This window comes from Flavobacterium sp. NRK F7 (genome assembly GCF_024054195.1).
In the GTDB taxonomy this organism is placed as follows: domain Bacteria; phylum Bacteroidota; class Bacteroidia; order Flavobacteriales; family Flavobacteriaceae; genus Flavobacterium.
Map to the genome: position 1 here is coordinate 2,137,606 of NZ_JAMXLB010000001.1, position 24,559 is coordinate 2,162,164.

Genomic DNA, 24,559 nt, shown 5'->3' on the forward strand with positions numbered 1-24,559 from the left:
GTTATTTCTTGTAAAATGGCAATTTTACCACTTTTGCTTTTACATCTTTATTGCGAATACGAATGAATATCTCTGAATCGATACCAGATAAAGCCGTTGGTACATAACCTAAACCAATAGCAATTCCTAAAGAAGGTGATTGAGTTCCAGAAGTTACGATTCCCACAACATTTCCATTGGCATCTGCAATTTCATAATCATGTCTTGGAATACCTCTTTCAACCATTTCAAATGCAACTAATTTGCGAGTAACGCCTTCTTCTTTTTGTTTTTTAAGATTTTCCGAGTTGGTAAACTCTTTCGTAAATTTAGTAATCCATCCTAATCCTGCCTCTAAAGGAGAAGTAGTATCATTAATATCATTTCCATAGAGACAGAATCCCATTTCTAAGCGTAAAGTGTCTCTAGCAGCTAATCCAATGGGTTTAATACCAAAAGCGGCACCTGCTTCAAATACTTTATTCCAAATTTGTTCTACTTGGTCATTTTTACAATAAATTTCAAAACCACCAGATCCTGTATATCCAGTAGCAGAAATAATCACATGTTCAAAACCGGCAAAATCAGCTACTTCAAAATGATAGTATTTAATCGCTGCTAAATCGATAGAACTTAAAGGTTGCATGGCTTCTACAGCTTTCGGTCCTTGAATAGCAAGTAAAGAATAGTCATCTGAAAGATTTTTCATTTCAACATCTAAATCATTATGAACGGAAATCCATTCCCAATCTTTTTCAATGTTAGAAGCATTTACCACAAGTAAATATTGTTCTTCTTTAATTCGATATACAATCAAATCATCTACAATTCCTCCTTCATTGTTTGGTAAACAAGAATATTGAGCTCTTCCAATTTCTAAAACTGAAGCATCATTAGAGGTTACTTTTTGAATTAAGGCTAAAGCATTTTTACCCGTTAATAAAAATTCTCCCATGTGCGAAACATCAAAAACGCCTACTGCATTTCTAACCGTTTCGTGTTCTATATTTACACCTTCATATTGAACAGGCATATTGAATCCTGCAAAAGGTACCATTTTTGCTCCTAAACTTTCGTGAATGTGAGATAAAGCTGTGTTTTTCATCGTTTAAATTTTGTGGTGCTAAATTAATTAAATTTACTTGATATAAAAATGTCTGACAAACATATATTTGCCAGACATTGTAGAGATCAGTAGTTAAATTTTTCTTTTTCTTTTGCAATTTTAGCCTTGTTGGGCTTGATACTCATCTCTTATTTTTTCTTCTTTTTTAATATCTTCTAAATGAGGTGTAAGAATCGTTTCTAATTCTTCCTCTGTTATTTTTAGAGCGTCTGGGTCATTTTTTAAAGCTAACCAAGGTTTTGGTGCATGGAAATCATATTTTCCAAATACAATAACAGGAGTGCCTTTAATTTTTACTTTATCATCATTTTCTAATACCCATTGCTCTGCAAAATCAAAAAGCATTTTAGCATCTTTTTCTCTTAAACGCATACACGAATGTGAAGCAGGAAATCCTGGTAATTCATATTGGTGAAAACCAACTCCTAAATTGTTAGCTACATTGAAGTTCCACTTTAATAGCCATTCGTCATTTACCGTACTGGTTGTTTCTTCCGCTTTCCAATTGGTAAAGAATAATCCTGTCGGTGTTATTGCTGTTTCTTTACCCATGTTTGTAGGACCTACATGTGTTAAAATACCATATTCATAAGTCGCAAAACTTTCACTTGGATACGAAAAAAAGATTATTTTTTTAATAGAATCCAATGCTTTTACTTCAAAAGGGAAAGGTAAATAAAATTCCAAATCACCTGTTAAATCTGTTGGAACTAATATAGAATCTGTTTTTTTAAGATATGTTTCATCCATCCTGTTAACGGCTAAAAGAATGTCTATTTCCTTAGTTCCTAATGAATCTAAATTCATTTCTTTTGTATTCAAATAGGAATAAGTGTAATTTTTAGGTTTTGATCTTTCGGGTAACGCTCTTTTAAATGTAGGTTGTTCCGTTGTATTTTCTTTATTACACGATGTAAATGCAATAAAGAATATAAATAATAAGCCAGTAATTCGTTTCATAGTAATTCATTTTTTCAATACTTCTGAAAACACAAAAAGTATTGTTTTTAACATTTGGTAAAATTGAAAAAAATACTAGCCTATTGCTTTATAATATTTTGAATAAAATTTATACAATTATCAGAATTGCTTAAATCTTATTTCAAAAGAAACTCTTTTAAATCATCGTATTCTTTTATCGGAATACTTTTCTTGTTTTTATTTAAAACGGTTTGTATCTGTTTTGGTATTTCTAATGTAATCGATAAAGTAGGTTCTACTATATCTAAAAATTTTATTGGATGCGCCGTTTCTAAAAAGAAACCAATACTTTCAGGTTGTAATGCTAATTCTCTTTGTAAACCCAAATAGCCAACAGCTCCATGTGGTTCAGCAATATAATTTGAATTGGAATAAATCGATTGCATGATTTCTTTAGTTTCTTTATCGGAATACGAATAAGAGGAGAAATCTTTTTCAAAGGCCTTTAAATCATTAGCATACATTTCTTGAATTCTAACGAAATTACTTGGATTTCCTACGTCCATTGCATTTGAAATCGTGGCTACAGATGGTTTGGGTTGGTAAACACCATTTTTTAAAAACCTGGGAACCGTATCATTTGCATTAGTAGTAGCTACAAAATGGTGTATAGGTAATCCCATTTTTTTGGCTAAAATACCCGCACAGATATTTCCAAAATTGCCACTAGGACAAGACGTAATAATGGGTTTGTTGTATTTTTTTAATTCTTTGTAGGCAAAAAAGAAATAAAACATTTGTGGTAACCAACGTGCAATATTAATTGAATTGGCTGAAGTGAGGTTTTTATGTTTCAAATCTGGATCTAAAAAGGCTCTTTTAACCATATCTTGGCAATCATCAAAAACGCCATCAACTTCCAAAGCTGTTATATTCTGACCTAAGGTAGTTAGTTGTCTTTCTTGGATATCACTTACTTTTTTTGAAGGGTAGAGGATGACTACCTCCACACCTTTGACACCTAAAAAACCACTAGCTACAGCACCACCTGTATCACCAGAAGTCGCTACTAGCACAGTATTGTTAGTATCCTTGTCTTTATTAAAGTAGCCTAAGCAACGTGACATAAATCGGGCACCAACATCTTTAAAAGCCATAGTTGGACCATGAAATAATTCTAGTGAAAAGACATTGCTTTCTAGTTGTACTAAAGGAAATTCAAATGACAAAGTTTCTGATATAATCTTTTTTAATTCTTTTTCAGGAATTTCATTTCCAATATAGGGTTGTATTGTTTTAAAAGCAATTTCTTCATGAGAAAGACTTTCGATAGAATTAAAGAAAGAAGTTTCTAATTTTGGGATTTCATTTGGAAAATAAAGCCCTTTATCTGGAGCTAAACCATTGGTAACTGCTTCTTGGAAAGAAACTAAATGTTCTTTATTATTTAAACTATAGTATTGCATGATAGATAGATATTGCTTTTTAAATTTATAATAGTGTAACTCCTTTATCATTTACCTTTGAAAGGTAAATATCAAAGGGTATTTGTGTTTTGGAGTATTCCGCTTTCATCGCTTGAGCAACTGTTTCTGCTATTTCTTTCCCTTTACATAAGGCAAAAATGGAAGGTCCAGCACCTGAAATACCAGATCCTAAAGCCCCTTCTTCTAGTGCTATCTCTTTTACTTTTTCAAAATGCGGAATTAAATGTTTTCTAAAGGGTTCCACAACTACATCTTGTAATGAACGACTAATTAAGGCATAATCTTGAGTATATAACCCCGCAATTAAACCTCCTAAATTTCCCCATTGTGTAATGGCTTTATGAAAAGGAATGGTAGCTTCTAATACTGCTCTGGCATCCACCGTTTTAACTTCTATATGTGGATGTAATACGACGGCATACATTTTTTCAGGGCTGGTGATTTTAATAACGTCTAAAGGATGGTAACCTCTCACTAAGGTAAAACCACCTAATAAACAAGGAGCTACATTGTCTGCATGTTCACTACCACTAGCTAAGGCTTCACCTTTCATGGCAAAAGGTATTAATTCAGTTTTAGAAAAAGGCCTTCCTAATAATTCATTTACACCAAAAACAGCACCAGCTGCACTGGCAGAGGAGCTACCAATGCCGCTTCCTGCTTTTATATTTTTGTGAATTTCTATTGCTATTCCAAAATCTATGTCTCTGTTTTCAATTACCGCTAGAGCAGCTACACCAGCTACATTTTTTGACGTTTCATAAGGTAAATCTGCTCCAATTATTTCCGTAATTTGTATACCTTTTGTAGTGGTTTTTCGAAATATCATTTCATCTCCAATATTTTCTAAACACAAACCCATTACATCAAAACCACAATTTAAGTTGGCGATTGTTGCAGGACAAAATACACGTACTTCCATAAGTTCATTTTTAAAAGTTACCAATTCGAATGACATCTGCAAAAATTCCAGAAGCGGTTACTGCAGCACCAGCACCAGCACCTTTAATTAAGAGAGGTTGGTCTACATATCGATCGGTGTAAAATTGAACAATATTATCTTTGCCTTCTAAATTATAAAACGGACTATCAGATGGAATAAATTCTAAGCCTACACTAGCTTTACCCTTTTCGAACGAAGCTACAAATTTAAGTCGGCTGTTTTTTTCTTTGGCTTGAGCCAATAAATTTTCAAAATGAGAATTATGCTTTACTAAAGATTCAAAGAATGCTTCATTAGTTGTGGTATTCATACATTCTTCGGGGAGAAAGGAATTGTTTTGAATATCCTCAATTTCCATTTCATAACCACTTTCTCTAATTAAAATAAGTATTTTTCGAGCTACATCAATTCCACTCAAATCAATTTTTGGATCTGGTTCTGTAAAACCTTGTACTCCCGCTTCTTTAACTACATCATGGAAGGAATAGGTTTCACTAAAATTATTAAAAATAAAATTTAAACTTCCTGATAAAACAGCTTGAATTTTATGAACTTTATCACCTGAAACAATAAGATGTTTTAAGGTATCAATAATTGGTAAACCTGCACCAACATTGGTTTCAAAAAGAAATGGTGCATTGTATTTACGGGATAATTTTTTTAAATTTTTGTAATTTTCATATTCCGATGCAGCAGCAATTTTGTTACAAGTTACTACCGCAATATTTTCTTTCAAAAATTGGTCATAAATAGTTGCTACCTCACTATTAGCCGTTATATCAACAAAAATACTATTTCTGTAATTGAATGCTTTTACCTTTTCAATAAAGAGTTTCATATTTGCATCTTCACCTTGATTTAAACAAGTTTTCCATTCTTTTAGAGGAATTCCTTCCGAATCGAAAAACATTTTTCTTGAATTTGACAAAGCAATAACACGCACATTTAGTTTTAAATTCTCTTTTAAGAATTTCTTTTGCTGGTAAACTTGATCGATAAATTTCTCACCCACATTACCAACCCCCATTACAAAAAGATTCAATTGTTTTGTGTTGTCTTCAAAGAAGCGTTCGTGTAAGGTGTTTAAAGCTTTTCGAACGTCTTTTTTTTCGATAACAACCGATATGTTTCTTTCAGAAGCACCTTGAGCTATAGCACGAATGTTTACATTGTTTTTGCCTAAAGTACTAAACATTTTGCCACTTAAGCCTTGATGGTTTTTCATGTTTTCCCCAATGAGAGCCACGATACATAAATCTTCTTCTACGATACAAGCATTAATTTTATGTTGTGCAATTTCAATTTCAAAAGTTGCATCAATTGCTTGTTTTGCAAGTTCAGCATCTTGATTTTGAATACCAATACAGATCGAGTGTTCTGAAGAAGCTTGTGTAATGAAAATGACATTAATATTGTGATTTGAGAGTGTTTCAAATAAGCGTTTGGAAGATCCTGTAACGCCAATCATGCCAGAACCTTCAAGAGTTATTAATGCAATTGATTCGATATGAGAAATTCCTTTTATAGGATTTCCATTCGATTTGGATTGATTTGAAATTAAGGTACCAAGCGCATCAGGTTCAAACGTGTTTTTGATCCAGATAGGAATATTTAAATCCAAAACAGGTTGGATTGTTGGTGGATACAATACTTTGGCGCCAAAATGAGATAATTCCATTGCTTCTTGATAGGTAATTGTGGCAATAGGTTGGGCTTGTTTTACAATTTTTGGATTTGCCGTATACATTCCATTAACATCAGTCCATATTTCTAAAGTAGAAGCTTGTAAAGCCGCGGCTAAGATTGCTGCTGTATAATCTGATCCACCACGACCTAAAGTAGTAGTGTTCCCATTTGTAGAGGATGCAATAAATCCAGGAAAAACAAGAATTGTTGCTTGTTTTTTTTGAAAAAAAGCATTGATCAGTTCATTAGTAATTTTAAAATCTACTGTAGCTTTTCCAAAAATAGCATTCGTTTTTAGTACTTCTCTACTATCTTTAAATTCCGTTTTAGGAATTGCTGTTTGAAGGGCAACTGCAATAATTTGTGAAGATAATAATTCACCAAAACTTAAAATTCGGTCTAACGTTTTAGGAGTTAACTCACCTAATAAAAAACAGCCATCTAATAAGGTTTGCAATTGAGTGAACTCTGCTTTTAATAAGTTATTTACTTCTTCTTTTTTATTTTCTTCAATGAGATTTTCAACTACTTCATAATGTTTATTTTGAATTTGTTGCAATAGAATTTTATATTGCTCCTCTTTTGTAGCGGCTGTATTTGAAGCTAAAAGTAATAAGTCGGTTATGCCACTAAATGCAGAAACTACTATCGCTAAATTATTGTTATTTTCTTTTGCTTTCTTTGAAATAATTTCAATTACTTTTTTAATGTTTTGGTCATTGGCAACTGATGTACCACCAAATTTTAATACATTCATGATTGTTTGCTTAAATATGTATACTTAGAATTTTATCTTTCGAACGAAAAATATATAATATGGGATTATATGTAATTGATTATACCCCTAAGGGGTAATAGTTGTCATAGCAATAGTGCCAACCGTAGTGCCGGTTGTGATAGAATTAGTATATGTTTTTTCGCTATGTAACATAGTTTCAAATATAAATACTATTTCTTTGCTAAAAAAATTAAGAAACCATTTTTGCGAATACTTTATTTTAGTCCTCATAAAAATCACTAAAAAACAATATTAATAAATTTGGTATATAATGATTATCAATATGATAATAAAATAGTAGTTAAAAATGTTGTTTTTTAACAATTGTTTGCAGAATTTTGGACTTTTAAATGCAAAAAATGGAGACAATACATTATATAAGTTCTGATTTACTTTCAATTGACCAAATAGAAAGCATTGTTATACAAGACTTAAAATTAGAATTATCTGAAGAAGCAAGAGCTAATATTGTAAAATGCAGAATGTATTTAGATGATAAATTAAAATCTAATGAAAAACCTATTTATGGAATTAATACAGGTTTTGGTTCTTTATGTAATGTAAAAATTTCAAGTGAAAATTTATCAAAGTTGCAAGAAAACTTGGTAAAATCCCATGCTTGTGGAACAGGAGAAGAAGTACCACAAGATATTGTTAAAATAATGTTGTTATTAAAGATTCAATCTTTAAGTTATGGTCATTCTGGGGTGCAACTAGAAACAGTTGAGCGTTTGATTGACTTTTACAATAATGGTATTTTACCCGTAATTTATAATCAAGGGTCGTTAGGTGCAAGTGGAGATTTAGCGCCATTAGCACATTTATCGCTACCGCTTTTAGGAGAAGGGGAAGTCTATTATAATGGTTTTAGACAACCTGCGAATAAAGTCTTAGAAAAGATGGGTTGGGAACCTATTACATTAAAATCAAAAGAAGGTTTGGCATTATTAAATGGTACCCAGTTTATGAGTGCTTATGGTGTTTATATTCTAATTAAGTCTTGTAAGCTTTCTTATTTAGCAGACGTAATTAGTGCTGTATCTTTAGAAGGATTTGATGGTAGAATAGAACCTTTTACGGATTTAATTCATTTGGTAAGACCTCATAAAGGTCAGGTTCAAACTGCTGAACGAATGAGAGATCTATTGGAAGGAAGTGAAATAATAGCACAAGAGAAAAAACATGTACAAGATCCCTATTCTTTTAGATGTATACCACAAGTGCATGGAGCCAGTAAGGATACTATTGATTATGTAAAAAGAGTGTTTCGTACGGAAATTAATTCGGTAACGGATAACCCCAATATTTTTGTTTCAGAAGATATGATAGTTTCTGGAGGTAATTTTCATGGGCAACCTTTAGCTTTGGCGCTTGATTTTTTAGGCATTGCGTTAGCTGAATTTGGTAGTATTTCTGAAAGAAGAACGTATCAATTAATTTCAGGTTTAAGAGAATTACCAGCGTTTTTAGTAAGCGATCCAGGATTGAATTCTGGTTTTATGATTCCCCAATATACGGCAGCAAGTATTGTAAGTCAAAATAAGCAATTAGCAACACCTGCAAGTGTCGATAGTATTGTGTCTAGTAATGGACAGGAAGATCATGTAAGTATGGGAGCAAACGCTGCTACTAAAACTTTGCGAATAGTAGATAATTTAGAGCGAATTTTAGCAATTGAATTGTTAAATGCTTCACAAGCTATTGAGTTTAGAAGACCATTAAAATCAAGTGATTTTATAGAAATGTTTCTAAAATCGTATCGTGAAGAAGTACCTTCAGTAGAAGAAGACAGAATTTTACATTATGATATTGAAAAAACCATAGCTTTTTTACAAAGTTTTCAAGTAGAACACGAAGTATTATAGTTTATCTAATTTCATAATAAAAAGAAAAGCGTAATTTTTAAGTTACGCTTTTCTTTTTATTTTTAATGTAATAGAAGAATACTTGCTAATCCAAGAAGGGCAGGAATTCCTTGTACGTAAAAAATTCTTTTACTTGCAGAATAGGCACCATATATGCCAGCAATTAAAACACAACTTAAAAAGAAAATAGCAATATTTTTACTCCAAGTAACATCTGAAACGAATAAGGACCAAACCAATCCAGCCACTAAAAAGCCATTGTATAAGCCTTGATTAGCTGCTAATGTTTTGGTTTTGGGGAATAACTCTTTCGGGAAGTTTCTAAATACTTTTGGTGCTTTGGTAGTCCATGCAAACATTTCCAACCATAAGAAATAAGTGTGTAATAAAGCTACAATAACAATTATTATTTGAGAAAGTATATTCATTTTTTATGTTTTAGTGTTCTATTGATTTTTCGATTCTAGTATCAGGAATAATCCACATGATGGCTACAATTACAAAGATAAAAGGCGCTAACCCATATATAAATTGTAAGGATAGTAAAGCAATTAGATAGAGTATTACAGAAATTTTACCTTTGAAATCTTTTCCAATTGCTCTTAATAAGAGGGAATCATTTCCATCTGCAGCAATGATTCTATTGGTTAATATCCAATAGGATATACCCGCCATCAAGAGATTAAAACCATATAATGACATGGGGTCACATTCTGTGATGTGTTCTCCTAGCCATGAAGTGGTAAATGGAATGAGTGACAGCCAAAATAATAAATTCATATTGGCCCATAATATACCTGAAGTAATTTTAGTAACGGTGTGCATCAAATGATGGTGATTGTTCCAATAAATGGCTAAATAGATAAAACTCAAAACATAGCTTAAGAATTTAGGAGCTAAAGGTTTTAAATCGCTAATTTCAAAACCTTCAGGAGCTTTTAATTCTAAAACCATTATCGTAATGATAATGGCTAAAACACCATCACTAAAGGCTTCAAGTCTGTTTTTTTTCATTTATTTATTTATTAAAATCTTTATTATTTCAACCACTAAATATAAAAAAGCTACTATTAGTATTGGGATTACCAAAATAAAAAATAATATACTTATCATTGGGAAACCTACTATTTTTAAAATAGCGCCTACAATCCCAATAAGGACCGAAAGTAAGATAAGGTAAAATATAGGTTTTAGTTTTCTAATCATAAATTGGTAAGAAATGCTACTGGTAATAAATTTTAAATCATGAATATAGAAATTATTTCCATTTAAAATTTTTTTCAATAGCCTTAATCATTTCTCCAGCAATATCTTTATTTGTCGCACCTTCAATGCCTTCTAAACCCGGAGAGGAATTGACTTCTAATAATAAAGGACCTTTACTAGAGCGGATAATATCAACACCTGCTACTTTTAAATCCATTGCTTTAGCCGCTTTAATGGCAATTTTCTTTTCTTCTGGGGTTACTTTTACAACTGAAGCAGAACCGCCCATATGAATATTAGCTCTAAATTCACCTGGAGCAGCTTCTCTTTGCATAGCTGCTACGACTTTACCATCTACAACAAACAAGCGCAAATCCTTACCATTTGCTTCTTTAATAAACTCTTGTACTAAAATATTGGCATTTAAACTTTTGAAAGCATTAATTACCGATTCTGCTGCCTTTTTAGTTTCTGCTAAAACCACTCCTTTTCCTTGTGTACCTTCTAATAGCTTAACAATCAATGGAGAACCACCTACCATTTTAATTAAATCGTCTGTGTCTAAAGGTGAATTTGCAAAACCAGTTGTTGGGATATCTACACCATTATTAAGGAGTAATTGTAAGGAAAATAACTTATCTCTAGATTGTGTTATAGCTGCAGCATTGTTTAAAGCAAATACTTTTAAGGCTTCAAATTGGCGTGTTAAAGCACAACCGTAATAGGTCATACTGGGTCTAATTCTTGGAATTACAGCATCGAAATTATTTAGAATTTTTCCACCTCTATAATGAATTTCGGGATTGTCGGCATCCAATTTCATATAGCAATATTTCAGATTTAAAAAGTGCATTTCATGACCTCTTAATTCACCTGCTTCCATAATTCTTCTATTGCTGTAAAGTTCTGGATTACTAGCTAAAAGACCAATGCGTAAACCTTGTTTTTCTTTGGAATTATCAAAATAGAATTCTTTTAATTTTTCATTGGAAGGCTGACCTAAAACATATTTTTTTTCAGGATCTACTAATATTCTTCCAGACATAGCTTCTCTTCCCAATAGCATTCGAAATCCCATTGAATCTCTATTGGTTAAAGTAAGTTCTACTTCCCATTTCTTACCTCCAATTTCTAAAATGGTTTTAATAACAAATCTTCTTTCACGGTAACCACTAGAACTTTTAACGATTCTTTGATCGACTAATTCCGCCTCACAATGAATAATTGTTTTAGCATTATTTTGGATAGGATTAATGTCAAATTTTACCCAATCAACACCATCTTTTTGAAAGGTTTTTAAGTTGGTAGCATGTAGAGCAGAAGTTTTAGCTCCTGAATCGACTCTTGCTTTAATCGTAGGAATTCCTAAAGTAGGGAAGGAGCACCATTCTTCACTACCAACAATTACTTTGTCTTGCATTCTATTTTTAATTTATTTCTAAAGTAGTATTTTTTTTTGATATACAATTTTTTGAAGCGAAAAAAAACCTACTATTTAGTAGGTTTTTCTGATTTCTTAATTTTAATGGTTAACTCGTTACTCGACTCGTCTAAATCCATAAAAATTTGATCTCCTTCATGTATCTTCGAAGTAATGATTTCTTCTGCTAATGCATCTTCAACATATTTTTGAATCGCTCTCTTTAAGGGTCTAGCCCCAAATTGCTTATCAAAACCTTTTTCAGCAATGTAATCTTTCGCTTTTTCTGATAATTGTAAATCATAGCCTAGGTCTTTAATTCTTAGATATAATTTATCCATTTCAATATCAATAATTAAATCAATATCTGCTTTTTCTAAAGCATTGAATACAATTACATCGTCAATACGGTTTAAGAATTCAGGTGCAAAAGCTTTCTTCAAAGCGTTTTCAATGATTCCTTTCGAATGCTCATCCGCTTGGAGTGTTTTTGCAGAAGTACCAAAACCTACTCCTTGTCCAAAATCTTTTAATTGACGCGCACCCACATTTGAAGTCATTATGATGATAGTGTTCCTAAAGTCGATTTTTCGGCCTAAACTATCCGTTAAATGACCATCATCTAAAACTTGAAGCATCATATTAAATACGTCTGGATGTGCTTTTTCAATTTCATCTAAAAGAACAACACAGTATGGTTTTCTTCTCACTTTTTCAGTCAATTGACCGCCTTCTTCATAACCTACATATCCTGGAGGAGCACCTACTAATCTTGAAATAGCAAATTTCTCCATATATTCACTCATGTCAATACGAATTAAAGCATCTTCAGAATCAAAAAGTTCTTTGGCCAGCACTTTGGCTAATTGGGTTTTACCCACACCTGTTTGACCTAAAAAGATAAAGGAACCAATTGGTTTATTTGGATCTTTTAATCCCGCTCTATTTCTTTGAATGGCTTTTGCTATTTTTTCAACAGCATCATTTTGGCCAATTACTTTACCTTTTATTAATTCAGGAAGTTTTGCTAGTTTATTACTTTCCGTTTGTGCAATTCTATTTACAGGAATTCCAGTCATCATAGAAACTACATCAGCTACATTGTCTTCTGTTACAGTAACACGATTGTTTTTAGCATCTTCTTCCCATTGTTCTTGAGCAATGGCTAATTCTTTTTCAATTCGTTTTTCATCATCTCTTAACTTTGCTGCTTCCTCGTATTTTTGTTTTTTAACAACGGTGTTTTTCAATTCTCTTACATCTTCTAATTGTTTTTCTAACTCAAGAATTTGTTTAGGAACATCAATATTTACGATATGAACTCGCGAACCAGCTTCGTCTAAAGCATCAATAGCTTTGTCTGGTAAAAAACGATCCGTCATATAGCGGTTCGTTAATTTAACACAAGCTTCAACAGCTTCATTTGTATAGGTTACATTATGATGGTCTTCGTATTTACCTTTAATATTATTCAAAATAGTGATTGTTTCTTCCACAGAGGTTGGTTCCACAATTACTTTTTGAAAACGTCTTTCTAAAGCACCATCTTTTTCTATATACTGACGGTATTCATCTAAAGTTGTAGCTCCTACACATTGTATTTCACCTCTAGCTAATGCGGGTTTGAACATGTTGGAAGCGTCTAATGAACCTGTAGCACCACCTGCTCCCACAATTGTATGAATTTCATCAATAAATAGGATGATATCGTCATTCTTTTCTAATTCATTCATGACCGCTTTCATGCGTTCTTCAAACTGCCCTCTGTATTTAGTGCCAGCAACAAGACTTGCTAAATCAAGAGTTACTACTCTTTTATTGAAAAGAATACGAGAAACTTTTTTCTTTACAATTCGCAAAGCTAGTCCTTCTGCAATCGCAGATTTTCCTACACCAGGCTCACCTATTAATAGTGGGTTGTTTTTCTTTCTTCGGCTTAAAATTTGTGAAACTCGTTCAATTTCTTTTTCTCGGCCTACAACAGGATCTAATTTCCCTTCTTCTGCCATTTCTGTAAGGTCGCGACCAAAATTATCTAAAACGGGTGTTTTCGATTTTTTATTTGTTTTGTTTCCAGAAGTAGGGTTATTAAAACCACTATCTCTAGAACCATCCTCTTGCCCAGATTCATCATTGAATTCGGCTTTTGGAAGGTCTTCTGAATATTCGTTTTCGTTTGTTATCATAGCTGTATATTGATCTTTAATCAATTCGTAATCTAGTTTTAATTTGTTTAATAACTTCGTTGTTGGGTCATTTTCATTGCGTAAAATGCACAACAACAAATGTGCTGTACTAATAGTTGCACTATTGTAAAGCTTGGCTTCTAAAAAAGTAGTCTTTAAGGCTCTTTCTGCTTGTCTGGTTAAATGAAGGTTTTTTTTATCATTATTTTGATTCGATACAGAACTAGCGGGACTTAATACTTCAACTTTTTTTCTTAGATAATCAAAATCTACGGCAAGATTATTTAAGATAGCCATTGCTTTTCCTTGTCCTTCTCTAAGTAGTCCAAGAATAAGATGTTCTGTTCCAATAAAGTCGTGCCCTAATCGTAAGGCTTCTTCTTTACTGAAAGAAATAACATCTTTAACTCTTGGTGAAAAATTATCGTCCATATGTTAGAAATTGTAATGTAAATATACTAAGATATCAGGTAATAAGCAAAAAATATGCCTTTTATAGAATCTATAGCTAATTGAAAAAAAAAAATGACAAAAAAAAATTCTTGTCAGGTCTTTTGACATGTTTTTTTAAGAATTCATTGTTAATAAATCGTTTAAATTTATCTTTCAAATCAAAGTTAAAGATGAGAAAAAGCTGTATATTGGCACGTTAAAGAAAAATATAATTTTAATATAAATGTTTATGTCTGAAGGAGAAAAATTAATTCCTATTAACATTGAAGATGAAATGAAATCAGCCTACATTGATTATTCAATGTCGGTTATTGTATCAAGGGCACTTCCTGATGTTAGAGACGGTTTAAAACCGGTACATCGAAGAGTTTTATTTGGTATGCATGAATTAGGAATTAGATCAAATAGTGCTTATAAAAAATCTGCAAGAATTGTTGGAGAAGTATTAGGTAAGTACCACCCTCATGGAGATACATCTGTATATGACGCTATGGTGCGTATGGCTCAAGAATGGAGTTTACGTTATTTAATGGTTGATGGGCAAGGTAACTTTGGTTCTGTTGATGGAGACAGTCCAGCTGCAATGCGTTATACTGAAGCTAGAATGCGTAAAATTTCAGAAGACATGTTGGCAGATATTGAAAAAGAAACTGTTGACTTTCAATTGAATTTTGATGACTCTTTAGAAGAACCAAAAGTTTTACCCACAAAAGTTCCTACCTTATTAATTAACGGAGCATCTGGAATCGCTGTAGGTATGGCAACAAATATGCCTCCACACAATATTTCAGAAGTTATTGACGGTACATTAGCCTATATCGACAATAACGATATTGAAATTGATGAATTGATGCAGTACGTTAAAGCACCAGATTTTCCAACAGGAGGAATTATATATGGTTATGAAGGTGTACGAGAGGCTTTTAAAACAGGTAGAGGGCGAATCGTTATGCGTGCCAAAGCAGGTTTTGAAGAATCTAATAATAGGGAAGCCATTATTGTAACTGAGATTCCTTACCAAGTGAATAAAGCAGATATGATTAAAAAAACTGCTGATTTGGTAAATGAAAAGAAAATAGAAGGAATTTCTGCCATTCGTGATGAATCCGATAGAAATGGTATGCGTATTGTTTATGAACTAAAAAGAGACGCGGTTCCAAATGTAGTATTAAATACATTATATAAATATACCCAACTACAATCCTCGTTTAGTGTAAATAATATTGCTTTGGTTAACGGAAGGCCTGAAATGTTGAATCTTAAAGATTTGATTCATCATTTTGTGGAGCATCGCCATGAAGTTGTTGTTAGAAGAGCGCAATATGAATTAAGAAAAGCTGAAGAAAGAGCACATATATTAGAAGGGTTAATTATAGCGTCTGATAATATTGATGAAGTAATTGCATTAATTCGTGCATCTAAAGACGGAGAAGAAGCAAGAACGAAATTAATTGATCGCTTCAAATTAACAGAAATTCAAGCCCGCGCTATTGTAGAGATGCGTTTACGTCAGTTAACGGGTCTGGAACAAGATAAATTAAGAGCGGAATATGAAGAAATCATGAAGTTAATTAATGGTTTAAAAGAATTATTAGCAAGTAAAGACTTGAGAATGGAGCTTATTAAGACCGAATTGATAGAAATGAAAGAGAAATATGGTGATGAGAGACGTTCGAAAATTGAATATTCTGGAGGCGATGTAAGTATTGAAGATTTAATTGCTGATGAACAAGTTGTAGTTACAATTTCACATGCTGGATACATCAAGCGAACTTCTTTAACGGAATATAAAACTCAAAATAGAGGTGGTGTTGGACAAAAAAGTGCTGCTACGAGAGATCAAGATTTCTTAGAGCATTTATTTGTAGCGACGAATCATCAATATTTAATGTATTTCACTCAAAAAGGAAAATGTTACTGGATGCGTGTTTTTGAAATTCCAGAAGGAACCAAAGCAAGTAAAGGTAGAGCGATTCAAAATCTAATCAATATTGAACCAGATGATAAAGTTAAAGCTTTCATTTGTACTCAAGATTTAAAAGATGAGGAGTACATTAACAGTCATTTTGTCATTATGGCTACCAAAAAAGGACAAGTTAAGAAAACACCTTTAGAACAATATTCAAGACCGCGTCAAAATGGTATCAATGCAATAACCATTAAAGAAGATGATGAATTATTAGAAGCAAAATTAACTACTGGAAATAGTCAGGTATTAATTGCTGTTAAATCAGGTAAGTTAGTGCGTTTTGAAGAAAGCAAAACAAGACCAATGGGAAGAACAGCTTCTGGAGTAAGAGGAATTACTTTAGCAGATGATAAAGATGAAGTAATAGGTATGGTGTCTATTGATCAAAGTCATATTAATGATTCACAAATTTTAGTTGTGACCGAAAATGGTTATGGGAAGCGTACTAAGTTAGTTGACGATGATGGAGAAGATGTTTATAGAATTACCAACCGAGGAGGTAAAGGAGTTAAGACTTTAAATATTACTGAAAAAACGGGAGCTCTTATTGCTATTAATGCGGTGACCGATGAAGATGATTTAATGATAATTAATAAATCAGGATTAACCATACGAATGGAAATTTCTGACTTGAGAGTTATGGGAAGAGCCACACAAGGAGTTCGACTAATTAATTTAAAAGGGAATGATTCCATTGCAGCTGTAACTAAGGTTTTAAGAGAAGATGAAGCCGAAATTGACTCAGAAATTGACGAAGCTGAAAATTCTGGTACGGAATTTGATTCAACTGAAACAAATGAATAAATAAATAAAGCCCAAAAGAAATTTTGGGCTTTATAATAAAAATAAACTATAAAAAAGAATTAGAAAAATGAAACAATTATTTTTAGGCTTAACTGCCTTAATTTCAATGACTGCCTTTAGCCAAAAAGAAGAATTAAAAACGCTAAAAAAGCTGTATGGAAAAGAGACGCTTACGACTGAAGAATTAAAAGAATACAAAGAAGCATCTGATAAATTAAATTCAAATGCAGCTTCTGAATCAGATAAAGTGTATGCCAAATTGTTCAAAACCATTTATCCTGCTTTAGAATATGAATCAAAAGGAGTTAATGCTACTATAGCAGATAAGACTAAATTGATGAATCCTGATTTTTTAGCTGAATACGGAGCTGTCTTAGATAAAACAATCTCTTTCGAAGAAAAATCAGGAAAAAAAATGCTTTCTGATGATTTGAAAAAAGAAAAAGACGAATTTAGAGATTTTTTATATGGTGCTGCTACTAAGTTGTTTAAAGAGTCTAGTTACAGAGAAGCATCATTAATGTTTCACAATTTATATGTTTTTGATCCAAAAAATGAAGGTATTGCGCTTAATAATTCGGCAGAATTAGCTGTACAAGCTCAAGATTACCTTTTAGCGGAAAAGTTTTACGAAGATTTGAAAGAGAGTGATTATTTGAAGAATGGGTATAATTATTACGCAGTACCAAAAACAAGCTCAGAAGAGATTTTATATCCTAGTAAAGAAGATAGAGATAGACAAGTTCAATTAGGTGTTGCTGACAATCCTAGAGATATGAAAATGTCAGTTAAGAAACCTGATGTTTACAAGATGATTGCGAGATTAGCTTTCCAAAATAAAGATTATCAAAAAACTAAGAAAGCATTAGAAGAGGCTAAACCTTTGAATCCTAACGATGCTGACTTAATTGAAACAGAATTCCAATTGAATTTTACATTAGGGTATGACTTTTTAAAAGACGATAGTAAATTAGTGGATGAAATTAATAAGAATGTGGCGAATATTGCTAAATATGATGAATTAATGGAGAAGAGAAAGAAAACGTTTAAAGCTTCTTTACCCTATCTTGAAAAAGCATATCAATTAAAACCATCTGATAGCAATACAAAGATATTGTTGCGTTCTGCTTATGAAATTCTAGATATGAAAGATAAAGCGGCAACAATTAATTAAGAGTTACAATTTCAATTATTATAAAAAAGGTCTCAATTTGAGACCTTTTTTGTTTATATGATTTTTTTAATGACTCTTAATTTATGCGTGTGTCTATTGGTTTCAGCATTGTAAATTCCTAAGTGATCCAGTCTATCTATTCGTACTTTTCCTGAAGCGTGAATAATGTAATTGTCATCCATCATGATGCCTACATGGATAATATTTCCTTCTTCATTATCAAAAAACGCTAAATCTCCTGGTTCGCTTTCTTCAATAAAGCTTAATGCTTCACCTTGAGTTGCTTGTTCTGAAGCATCTCTTAATATTTTGTATCCATTTAATTTATAAACCATCTGGGTAAAGCCAGAACAATCAATACCAAATGGCGTTTTTCCACCCCATAAATAGGGAGCGTTTAAATACATGAATGCAGTTTTTACTAAATTGGATTTGTCTTTAACCCCACAAATTTTAATTCCTTCAAAAGAATAATTTTCAGTATTAATCTGTTCATTATCTAAAAAAGAAAGACAACTGCCTAAAGGAATTGGCATTAATTGGTTTTTTGGAGTAGAAATGTATTCTATTAAATCACCGTTTAAAACCATAGGTGATTGTTCAATAGAATGAAACTGTTTTTCGCTTATAGTTTGAAATTGTTTATTGTCAATCCAACCTATATAGTTGTCAAAAGCAGCCTCTATTTTTACCCATTTATCTATTTTTTCTATAATTTCAAAATGGTCTCCAAAAAGAAGTTGAGAAACTTGTTCGCTTCTGTCTGAGGGTTCTGATCGAAGAGGGATAATAGCTAGATTACAAATTCCAAACATTGACTTGCTAGTGAAATGAAATAAATTATGAGTTAGACAAAACTACAATTCCTAACTCATAATTCATAATTTAAATTTAGGCTCTTTCAATTACAATAGCAGAAGCACCACCACCACCATTACAAATTGCAGCGGCTCCTAATTTTGCATTGTTCTGTTCTAATACATTGATTAAAGTAACAATGATTCGAGCTCCAGAACACCCTAATGGATGACCTAAAGACACCGCTCCACCGTTTACATTTATTTTATCTTCTTTTAAACCTAAAATTTTAGCATTGGCTAAACCAACCACAGAAAAGGCTTCGTTAAATTCAAAATAGTCAATTGCGTCAATAGTTATACCAGCTTTGTCTAAAGCAATAGGAAGCGCTTTTGCTGGAGCAGTAGTAAACCATTTAGGTTCTTGAGCAGCATCTGCATACGATTTAATATAAGCAAGAGATTTCAATCCTAAAGCGTTTGCTTTTTCTTCACTCATTAAAATTAATGCAGCAGCACCATCATTAATAGTTGAGGCGTTAGCAGCAGTAACAGTACCTTCTTTTGTAAAAACTGCCGATAAACTAGGGATTTTATCTAATTTGACATTGGTGTATTCTTCATCTTTTGAAACGATTATTGCATCACCACGTCTTTGAGGAACTTCAACAGGAACAATTTCAGCATTAAATTTACCAGCATCCCAAGCAGCAGCAGATCTTTGGTACGATTGAATAGCAAACTGATCTTGCGCTTCTCTAGAAATATTATGTTCCGTTGCACATAAATCGGCACATACACCCATAGCATTATTATCATACGCATCAGTAAGACCGTCTTTTTGCATGCCATCTACTAAGGTAGTTGGTCCAAATTTCACACCATTTCTCATGTGTACATAATGCGGAATTAAGCTCATGTTTTCCATTCCACCTGCAACAACTACTTCAGCATCACCACACATTATCGCTTGTGCACCTTGCATTACTGCTTTCATCCCACTAGCACAAACTTTATTAACCGTTGTACAAGGAACAGAATCTGGAATGCCAGCATAAATAGCAGCTTGTCTAGCAGGTGCTTGTCCATTTCCAGCCTGAACCACATTTCCCATTAATACTTCATCCACCTCTTTTGGATCTAAATTAATTTTATTTAAAGCTCCTTTTATTGCAGTTGCTCCTAATTTTGTAGCTGGTACAGAAGATAAGGCACCCATAAAGCTTCCAATTGGGGTTCTTACTGCAGCAACTATAACAACTTTTTTCATGATATGGTTTTTTTTAATTGAATTGCGAATTTACTATTTTTATTGATAAAAATTGCATTTTTTATAATTTTGAGTTGTAAAAAAATCACCTTTGTGAGAAATATCAATCTTGTTTAAAAAAATATTTTTTTTGTATCTATTTGAATTTTAGTTGTTTTTAAAAAAAATGTAAAAAAAACACAAAAAAAAACGAATAAATGTTGTAAATTAAGATAGGAAGGTATACATTTGCAACCGCAAAAAAGGTCAGTTCTTTGTAAGATTATTGGAGAGGTGCCGGAGTGGTAACGGAGCAGATTGCTAATCTGTCATCGGGTAACCGATGCCAGGGTTCGAGTCCCTGTCTCTCCGCTTTTTTTGTTTTCGGGGTGTAGCGTAGCCCGGTTATCGCGCCTGCTTTGGGAGCAGGAGGTCGCAGGTTCGAATCCTGCCACCCCGACTGAAAAAATAATGGTCTCGTAGCTCAGCTGGATAGAGCAACTGCCTTCTAAGCAGTAGGTCTCAGGTTCGAATCCTGACGGGATCACAAAAAAGCCTAGCAATTGCTAGGCTTTTTTGTTTGTATATCATTTGAATTTTTTATTCAATACACTCTAAATTTTCGATAAAATAACGACTGGGTTTTAGAGTTTGATTTAAAATTTCAGATTGTAGTTCATCTGAAATAATATAATCTTTTGATTCTCCTGCAAAATGAACACGCATTACTGTTATTCGGGATTTTTTTAAAGATTCGTAATTCGGTTTGGTAAATAAAAAATAACCATTTAGAAGTCTAATATTGCTTTTTTCAGAATCAATATAGGTAAGGTTGGAACAAACTTCATCAATACCACTAATTAGACTAACAATTTTACCATCTTCTAATTGTAAAATAATCTTTGATTTGTTATTAAAACAAGTAACTGGGATAAAATCTTGGCTTTTTTGAATAAATTGAAAACTCAAAGTAGGTACACCATTGTTATTAATCAATTTGAATTGGATAAACTCTTTAGAATTACCAAACACTTTCTCATACATTAATTTTTCATTCGTAGCTTTAATATAAGTAGAATCTGTTTTTTCTTCAAAATCATAAATGCAGTCTTTTTTTTGACTGAAATGGAGTAGTGGCAGGCATAAAAAAATGTAGAGAAGTCTTTTCATTGGTTTTAAATTTTAGAACAAAGCAAAACTATTTTATTATTTTGAATATCTGTGGTAAAAAAAGCAAAAACTGAGCCACCTTCTTTAATTTTGTATTTTTTTCTTATTTCATCTACTTTAATTGGGAAATTTCGAGTGGTAATATTCATTTTTTGATTTTCTAAATGGGTTTTGATTTCTTTTTTTTGAAAGGGAACAATTGCATTAATTAAAAAACTTCTTCCTGGGAATACTTTTTTTTCATCAGAGGTATACAGATGTGAATGTTGGTGTAGTTTATCGATTTCAAATAGTTGTGAAATTGCATTGAAATTACCTGATTTTAAAATAGCAGCATTAGGCTCATATAAATAGTTTTTTGGAAGGGAATATGTAGCTCTATAGCTTTTATTTAAAGAGGTTGTAATAATACTAGTATCGTTTTTTTCAAGGTTTACTGCGTTTACAAGGATTTCTCCTGTATGCCCTTTTTCAATTTCCCAAAGCAATTCTTTTACTTCATTTTCAAGTGCTATAATATGTATTTTTTTTACGAAATCTAATTCTGTTAAAGCAGATTGAATGTCTAATAAAGGTGCGGTTTTGATTAAAATGTGATTGGAATAATTGAAATATTTTGGTAACAATAAAGGAACATTGGGTTCGCAATCGTTTAATAAAAAAACTTTTCCTTTGGAATCATTTCTTCGTGAAGGATCTACGTATATCCAACTGAATTTACGGTTTAATTTTTCTAATATAACGCTACTTTCACCAATGTGACACGTACAATTTTCGATTTGCAATTGCTTGAAATTATGGCTTACAATTTGAGATAATTCAGTATTGATTTCACAATGAATCACTTCTCTAAAGGTTTTGGAAAAATAATAATCATCCACTCCAAATCCACCAGATAAATCAATTAAACTTTCTCCAGAAATAAGGGAAGCTTTGTATTCCGCCGTTTTTTCAGAAGAGGTCTGCTCAATGGAAATTTTAGAAGGATATAAGATTTTTGAAGTTGTAAACCAAGTAGGTAACTTGAATTTCGCTTTCTGTTTGGCTACAATTTGATTGATGATACGAATGTAATCGACATCAAAATTGTTTTTTTGTAACGCTAATTGATTGGTATCTTTATCTAAATTAGTATTGATAAAATTTTGAATATCTTCGTTTAATAAGATTTCTAAAGGATTCATTAAATATCTTTAGTTAGGGCCTTTATGATTCTATTTTCGGGTAAAAATTCTTTTCCAATTACTTTTAAAGCGGTATAAGTAGGAACAGCTATTATCATACCAGTAATACCAAATAAAATTCCAGCGCAAATGATAATTAAGAAAATTTCTAATGGATGTGATTTAGTGCTTTTTGAAAAAATGATAGGCTGACTTAAATTATTATCTATTAACTGTACTACTAACATTCCACAAATTACATATAAGGTGTTAGGCAAAGTAGTGTGAATAAAATCAGCACCAATACCACTAATCATTATTAGTAGTGAGGCTACAATCATACCTAAAAGCGGACCTAAATAAGGTATAATGTTTAAGACTGCACACAATAAGGCAATTATAAAAGCATTTTGAACACCAAAAATTAAAAATATAATAAGGTAGAGTATCAATATAATGAACAATTGCAATAACAAACCTATAAAATAGCGAGAAAGCAAATGTTGAATTTTCTCCATAGAAGCCAGGATTTTTAATTTATGATTTCTGGGAAGTACAAATTTAAAAATTCGAAAGGCTTGCTCTTTTTCTTTTAATAAAAAGAATGAAATGAAGAGGACAGAGGCAAGTCCCATTCCAAAATTACCTACAGTGTTTATAATTCCATTAAAAATGTCAGGAATAAAATTGAAATTAATTTTTGAAGATAAGGACGATGAATCAAATAGTTGTTTTAGATTGATATGGTGTGATTCTAAATACACGCTTATATTGGTAGTCATATCATTAAAACTAGTTTCCAGGGAATTGATATCTAATAATGAAAGATTCTCGCCTTGAGATAAAATTAGAGGAACGAATAATAAGATAAAGCAAATGATGAGCAAAAGAAAAAAAAGTAATGTTGTAATTACGGCTAGTGTATTTCCAAATTTTAATTTGCTTTTTAGAAATTGAACTAAAGGATTGGCTATTAAAGAAAAGACTACAGCTATAATTAAATAAACGATTACAGTGGCTATTTTATATAAAAGAAAAACAACAATGCTTACACCAATAAGTATAAAAATAGTACGTAATAATCCAATAGAAAGTTCTTTTGATGTCATGAACCAAAAATAAAAAAAAACTCGCTAATTACTAGCGAGTTTTAAAATAAAATATTTTTCTTTCTTATCTGAAAGAAGCTCTTGAACCTCCTACGTTAAAGATAGCTAACATTCTGCTTTTTTGATCATTTGAGAACATATACATTCCTCTATCATCTGTATAATCCATATAATTCATATACATTTCTAATGGTGTACCAGAACATGTAGATCTATGACCTACTGGAGGCACTCCGTAGTTAGCTGTATTATGAGTTGGGGTATCTGCTACTAAATCAGAACCACAAGTTGCATCTCCCCAAATGTGACGTAAGTTCATCCAGTGACCTACTTCATGAGTTGCAGTTCTACCTAAGTTGAATGGATATGTTGCAGTTCCAGTTGTTCCAGTGTATTTAGAATCTAACACAACTCCATCAGTTGCAGATGAACCACCGGGAAATTGTGCATAACCTAAAATTCCACCTCCAATAGTACATACCCAAATGTTTAATTTAGTAGTTGGAGAAGTTGGATCTATACCACCTCTTTTAGATTTTTTCATAGCGTCTCTTGTTCCCCAAGATGATTTAGATGTTGATTTTCTGTTAATTGCGTCTAATACAAAACGAATTCCAACATTAGCGCGTACACTTGAGTATGGGTTGTTTGCAGTATTGAAATCAGAATTTTGTGCATTAAAATCTTTATTTAATACATCAATTTGTGATTGTAACTGAGCTGTAGAAATATTTTCAGCAGATGTACGATACAATACATTAAATACAACAGGTATTTCCATAACGCCATTTACGATTCTACCTTGACTAATCATTTCAGCAGTTTTAATCTCAATGTCTTTCATTCTTTGAGCTAATCCTGGATCTTCTTTTAATTGCCATTGTAAAACTTCATCAGATGCACAACCTCTGTGAGCTGTTACTGAAGCTTCTGGTGTTTCTGTTACCGAGTTATCTTCGTTATTACAAGAAAATAAAAGCATAGCTGCTGTAACTGTTAAAAAAATTTTTTTCATAATGTAAATTGTTTGGTTGTTAATATATTTACATTGCAATTATATAACATTAAATATTA

At 32.0% G+C, this 24,559-nt stretch carries 18 protein-coding genes and 3 tRNA genes; 6 read left to right on the forward strand and 15 right to left on the reverse strand.

Translation table 11 applies throughout. From position 1 onward, the window contains the following. Window position 1: 1 nt before the first annotated feature. From gcvT to thrA, 5 genes are all read right to left on the reverse strand, one after another. Window positions 2–1,084 carry a glycine cleavage system aminomethyltransferase GcvT gene (gcvT, locus tag NHF47_RS09545; RefSeq protein WP_252764701.1) on the reverse strand — a complete coding sequence of 361 codons (1,083 nt, stop codon included), beginning with the start codon at window positions 1,082–1,084 and terminating at the stop codon, window positions 2–4. Window positions 1,085–1,204: 120 nt separating this feature from the next. Continuing rightward, the gene (locus tag NHF47_RS09550) at window positions 1,205–2,065 is read right to left on the reverse strand and encodes a L,D-transpeptidase (RefSeq protein ID WP_252764702.1); all 861 of its coding nucleotides are present in this window, start codon (window positions 2,063–2,065) and stop codon (window positions 1,205–1,207) included. Window positions 2,066–2,202: 137 nt separating this feature from the next. After that, the gene (gene thrC / locus NHF47_RS09555; RefSeq protein ID WP_252764703.1) at window positions 2,203–3,492 is read right to left on the reverse strand and encodes a threonine synthase; all 1,290 of its coding nucleotides are present in this window, start codon (window positions 3,490–3,492) and stop codon (window positions 2,203–2,205) included. A 25-nt stretch (window positions 3,493–3,517) separates the two neighbouring features. Continuing rightward, window positions 3,518–4,435, reverse strand: coding sequence for a homoserine kinase (locus NHF47_RS09560; protein ID WP_252764704.1), 918 nt, complete (start codon window positions 4,433–4,435; stop codon window positions 3,518–3,520). Between the two features lie 10 nt (window positions 4,436–4,445). Continuing rightward, on the reverse strand, window positions 4,446–6,899 hold the full coding sequence (gene thrA / locus NHF47_RS09565) for a bifunctional aspartate kinase/homoserine dehydrogenase I (protein ID WP_252764705.1): 2,454 nt from the start codon (window positions 6,897–6,899) through the stop codon (window positions 4,446–4,448). Between the two features lie 380 nt (window positions 6,900–7,279). Between thrA and hutH the strand changes: the two genes are divergently transcribed. Continuing rightward, a complete protein-coding gene (hutH, locus tag NHF47_RS09570) occupies window positions 7,280–8,785 on the forward strand; it encodes a histidine ammonia-lyase (protein WP_252764706.1) in 1,506 nt (501 codons plus the stop codon). Between the two features lie 62 nt (window positions 8,786–8,847). On the opposite strand, the gene NHF47_RS09575 is transcribed toward hutH, so the two are convergent. The 4 genes from NHF47_RS09575 to NHF47_RS09590 all read right to left on the reverse strand — a co-directional run bounded on the left by NHF47_RS09575 (window position 8,848) and on the right by NHF47_RS09590 (window position 14,029). Continuing rightward, window positions 8,848–9,213 carry a DUF1304 domain-containing protein gene (locus NHF47_RS09575; RefSeq protein WP_252764707.1) on the reverse strand — a complete coding sequence of 122 codons (366 nt, stop codon included), beginning with the start codon at window positions 9,211–9,213 and terminating at the stop codon, window positions 8,848–8,850. A 10-nt stretch (window positions 9,214–9,223) separates the two neighbouring features. Continuing rightward, the gene (locus NHF47_RS09580) at window positions 9,224–9,799 is read right to left on the reverse strand and encodes a TMEM175 family protein (protein WP_252764708.1); all 576 of its coding nucleotides are present in this window, start codon (window positions 9,797–9,799) and stop codon (window positions 9,224–9,226) included. A gap of 244 nt (window positions 9,800–10,043) precedes the next feature. Beyond that, the gene (rimK, locus tag NHF47_RS09585; protein ID WP_252764709.1) at window positions 10,044–11,411 is read right to left on the reverse strand and encodes a 30S ribosomal protein S6--L-glutamate ligase; all 1,368 of its coding nucleotides are present in this window, start codon (window positions 11,409–11,411) and stop codon (window positions 10,044–10,046) included. A gap of 71 nt (window positions 11,412–11,482) precedes the next feature. Next, window positions 11,483–14,029, reverse strand: coding sequence for an ATP-dependent Clp protease ATP-binding subunit (locus tag NHF47_RS09590; protein ID WP_252764710.1), 2,547 nt, complete (start codon window positions 14,027–14,029; stop codon window positions 11,483–11,485). Window positions 14,030–14,279: 250 nt separating this feature from the next. Here NHF47_RS09590 and gyrA point away from each other — a divergent pair, with 250 nt between their 5' ends. Then, window positions 14,280–16,823, forward strand: a complete 2,544-nt coding sequence (gene gyrA, locus NHF47_RS09595; protein WP_252764711.1) for a DNA gyrase subunit A — start codon at window positions 14,280–14,282, stop codon at window positions 16,821–16,823. Between the two features lie 67 nt (window positions 16,824–16,890). Continuing rightward, window positions 16,891–17,997: a hypothetical protein gene (locus NHF47_RS09600; protein WP_252764712.1), complete on the forward strand. Its 1,107-nt coding sequence runs from the start codon at window positions 16,891–16,893 to the stop codon at window positions 17,995–17,997. A gap of 53 nt (window positions 17,998–18,050) precedes the next feature. Here the strand turns inward: NHF47_RS09600 and NHF47_RS09605 are convergent, their stop codons facing one another. Both NHF47_RS09605 and NHF47_RS09610 read right to left on the reverse strand, forming a co-directional pair. Beyond that, on the reverse strand, window positions 18,051–18,812 hold the full coding sequence (locus tag NHF47_RS09605) for a C40 family peptidase (RefSeq protein WP_252764713.1): 762 nt from the start codon (window positions 18,810–18,812) through the stop codon (window positions 18,051–18,053). A 76-nt stretch (window positions 18,813–18,888) separates the two neighbouring features. Then, window positions 18,889–20,067 carry an acetyl-CoA C-acyltransferase gene (locus NHF47_RS09610; RefSeq protein ID WP_252766081.1) on the reverse strand — a complete coding sequence of 393 codons (1,179 nt, stop codon included), beginning with the start codon at window positions 20,065–20,067 and terminating at the stop codon, window positions 18,889–18,891. 264 nt (window positions 20,068–20,331) lie between these two features. On the opposite strand from NHF47_RS09610, the gene NHF47_RS09615 reads away from it, so the two are divergent. From NHF47_RS09615 to NHF47_RS09625, 3 genes are all read left to right on the forward strand, one after another. Then, a tRNA-Ser gene (locus NHF47_RS09615) sits at window positions 20,332–20,415 on the forward strand. A gap of 13 nt (window positions 20,416–20,428) precedes the next feature. Beyond that, a tRNA-Pro gene (locus NHF47_RS09620) sits at window positions 20,429–20,503 on the forward strand. A gap of 13 nt (window positions 20,504–20,516) precedes the next feature. Continuing rightward, a tRNA-Arg gene (locus NHF47_RS09625) sits at window positions 20,517–20,590 on the forward strand. A 53-nt stretch (window positions 20,591–20,643) separates the two neighbouring features. Here NHF47_RS09625 and NHF47_RS09630 read toward each other — a convergent pair. From NHF47_RS09630 to NHF47_RS09645, 4 genes are all read right to left on the reverse strand, one after another. Then, window positions 20,644–21,213 (reverse strand): hypothetical protein, encoded by a 570-nt coding sequence (locus tag NHF47_RS09630; protein ID WP_252764714.1) that lies wholly within the window; start codon window positions 21,211–21,213, stop codon window positions 20,644–20,646. A 5-nt stretch (window positions 21,214–21,218) separates the two neighbouring features. Then, on the reverse strand, window positions 21,219–22,397 hold the full coding sequence (locus NHF47_RS09635; RefSeq protein ID WP_252764715.1) for a class I SAM-dependent methyltransferase: 1,179 nt from the start codon (window positions 22,395–22,397) through the stop codon (window positions 21,219–21,221). Next, window positions 22,397–23,485: an AI-2E family transporter gene (locus NHF47_RS09640; protein ID WP_252764716.1), complete on the reverse strand. Its 1,089-nt coding sequence runs from the start codon at window positions 23,483–23,485 to the stop codon at window positions 22,397–22,399. Before NHF47_RS09640 ends, NHF47_RS09635 begins: the two co-directional genes overlap by 1 nt. Window positions 23,486–23,549: 64 nt before the next feature. After that, a complete protein-coding gene (locus NHF47_RS09645; RefSeq protein ID WP_252764717.1) occupies window positions 23,550–24,500 on the reverse strand; it encodes a zinc metalloprotease in 951 nt (316 codons plus the stop codon). Between the last annotated feature and the right edge of the window lie 59 nt (window positions 24,501–24,559).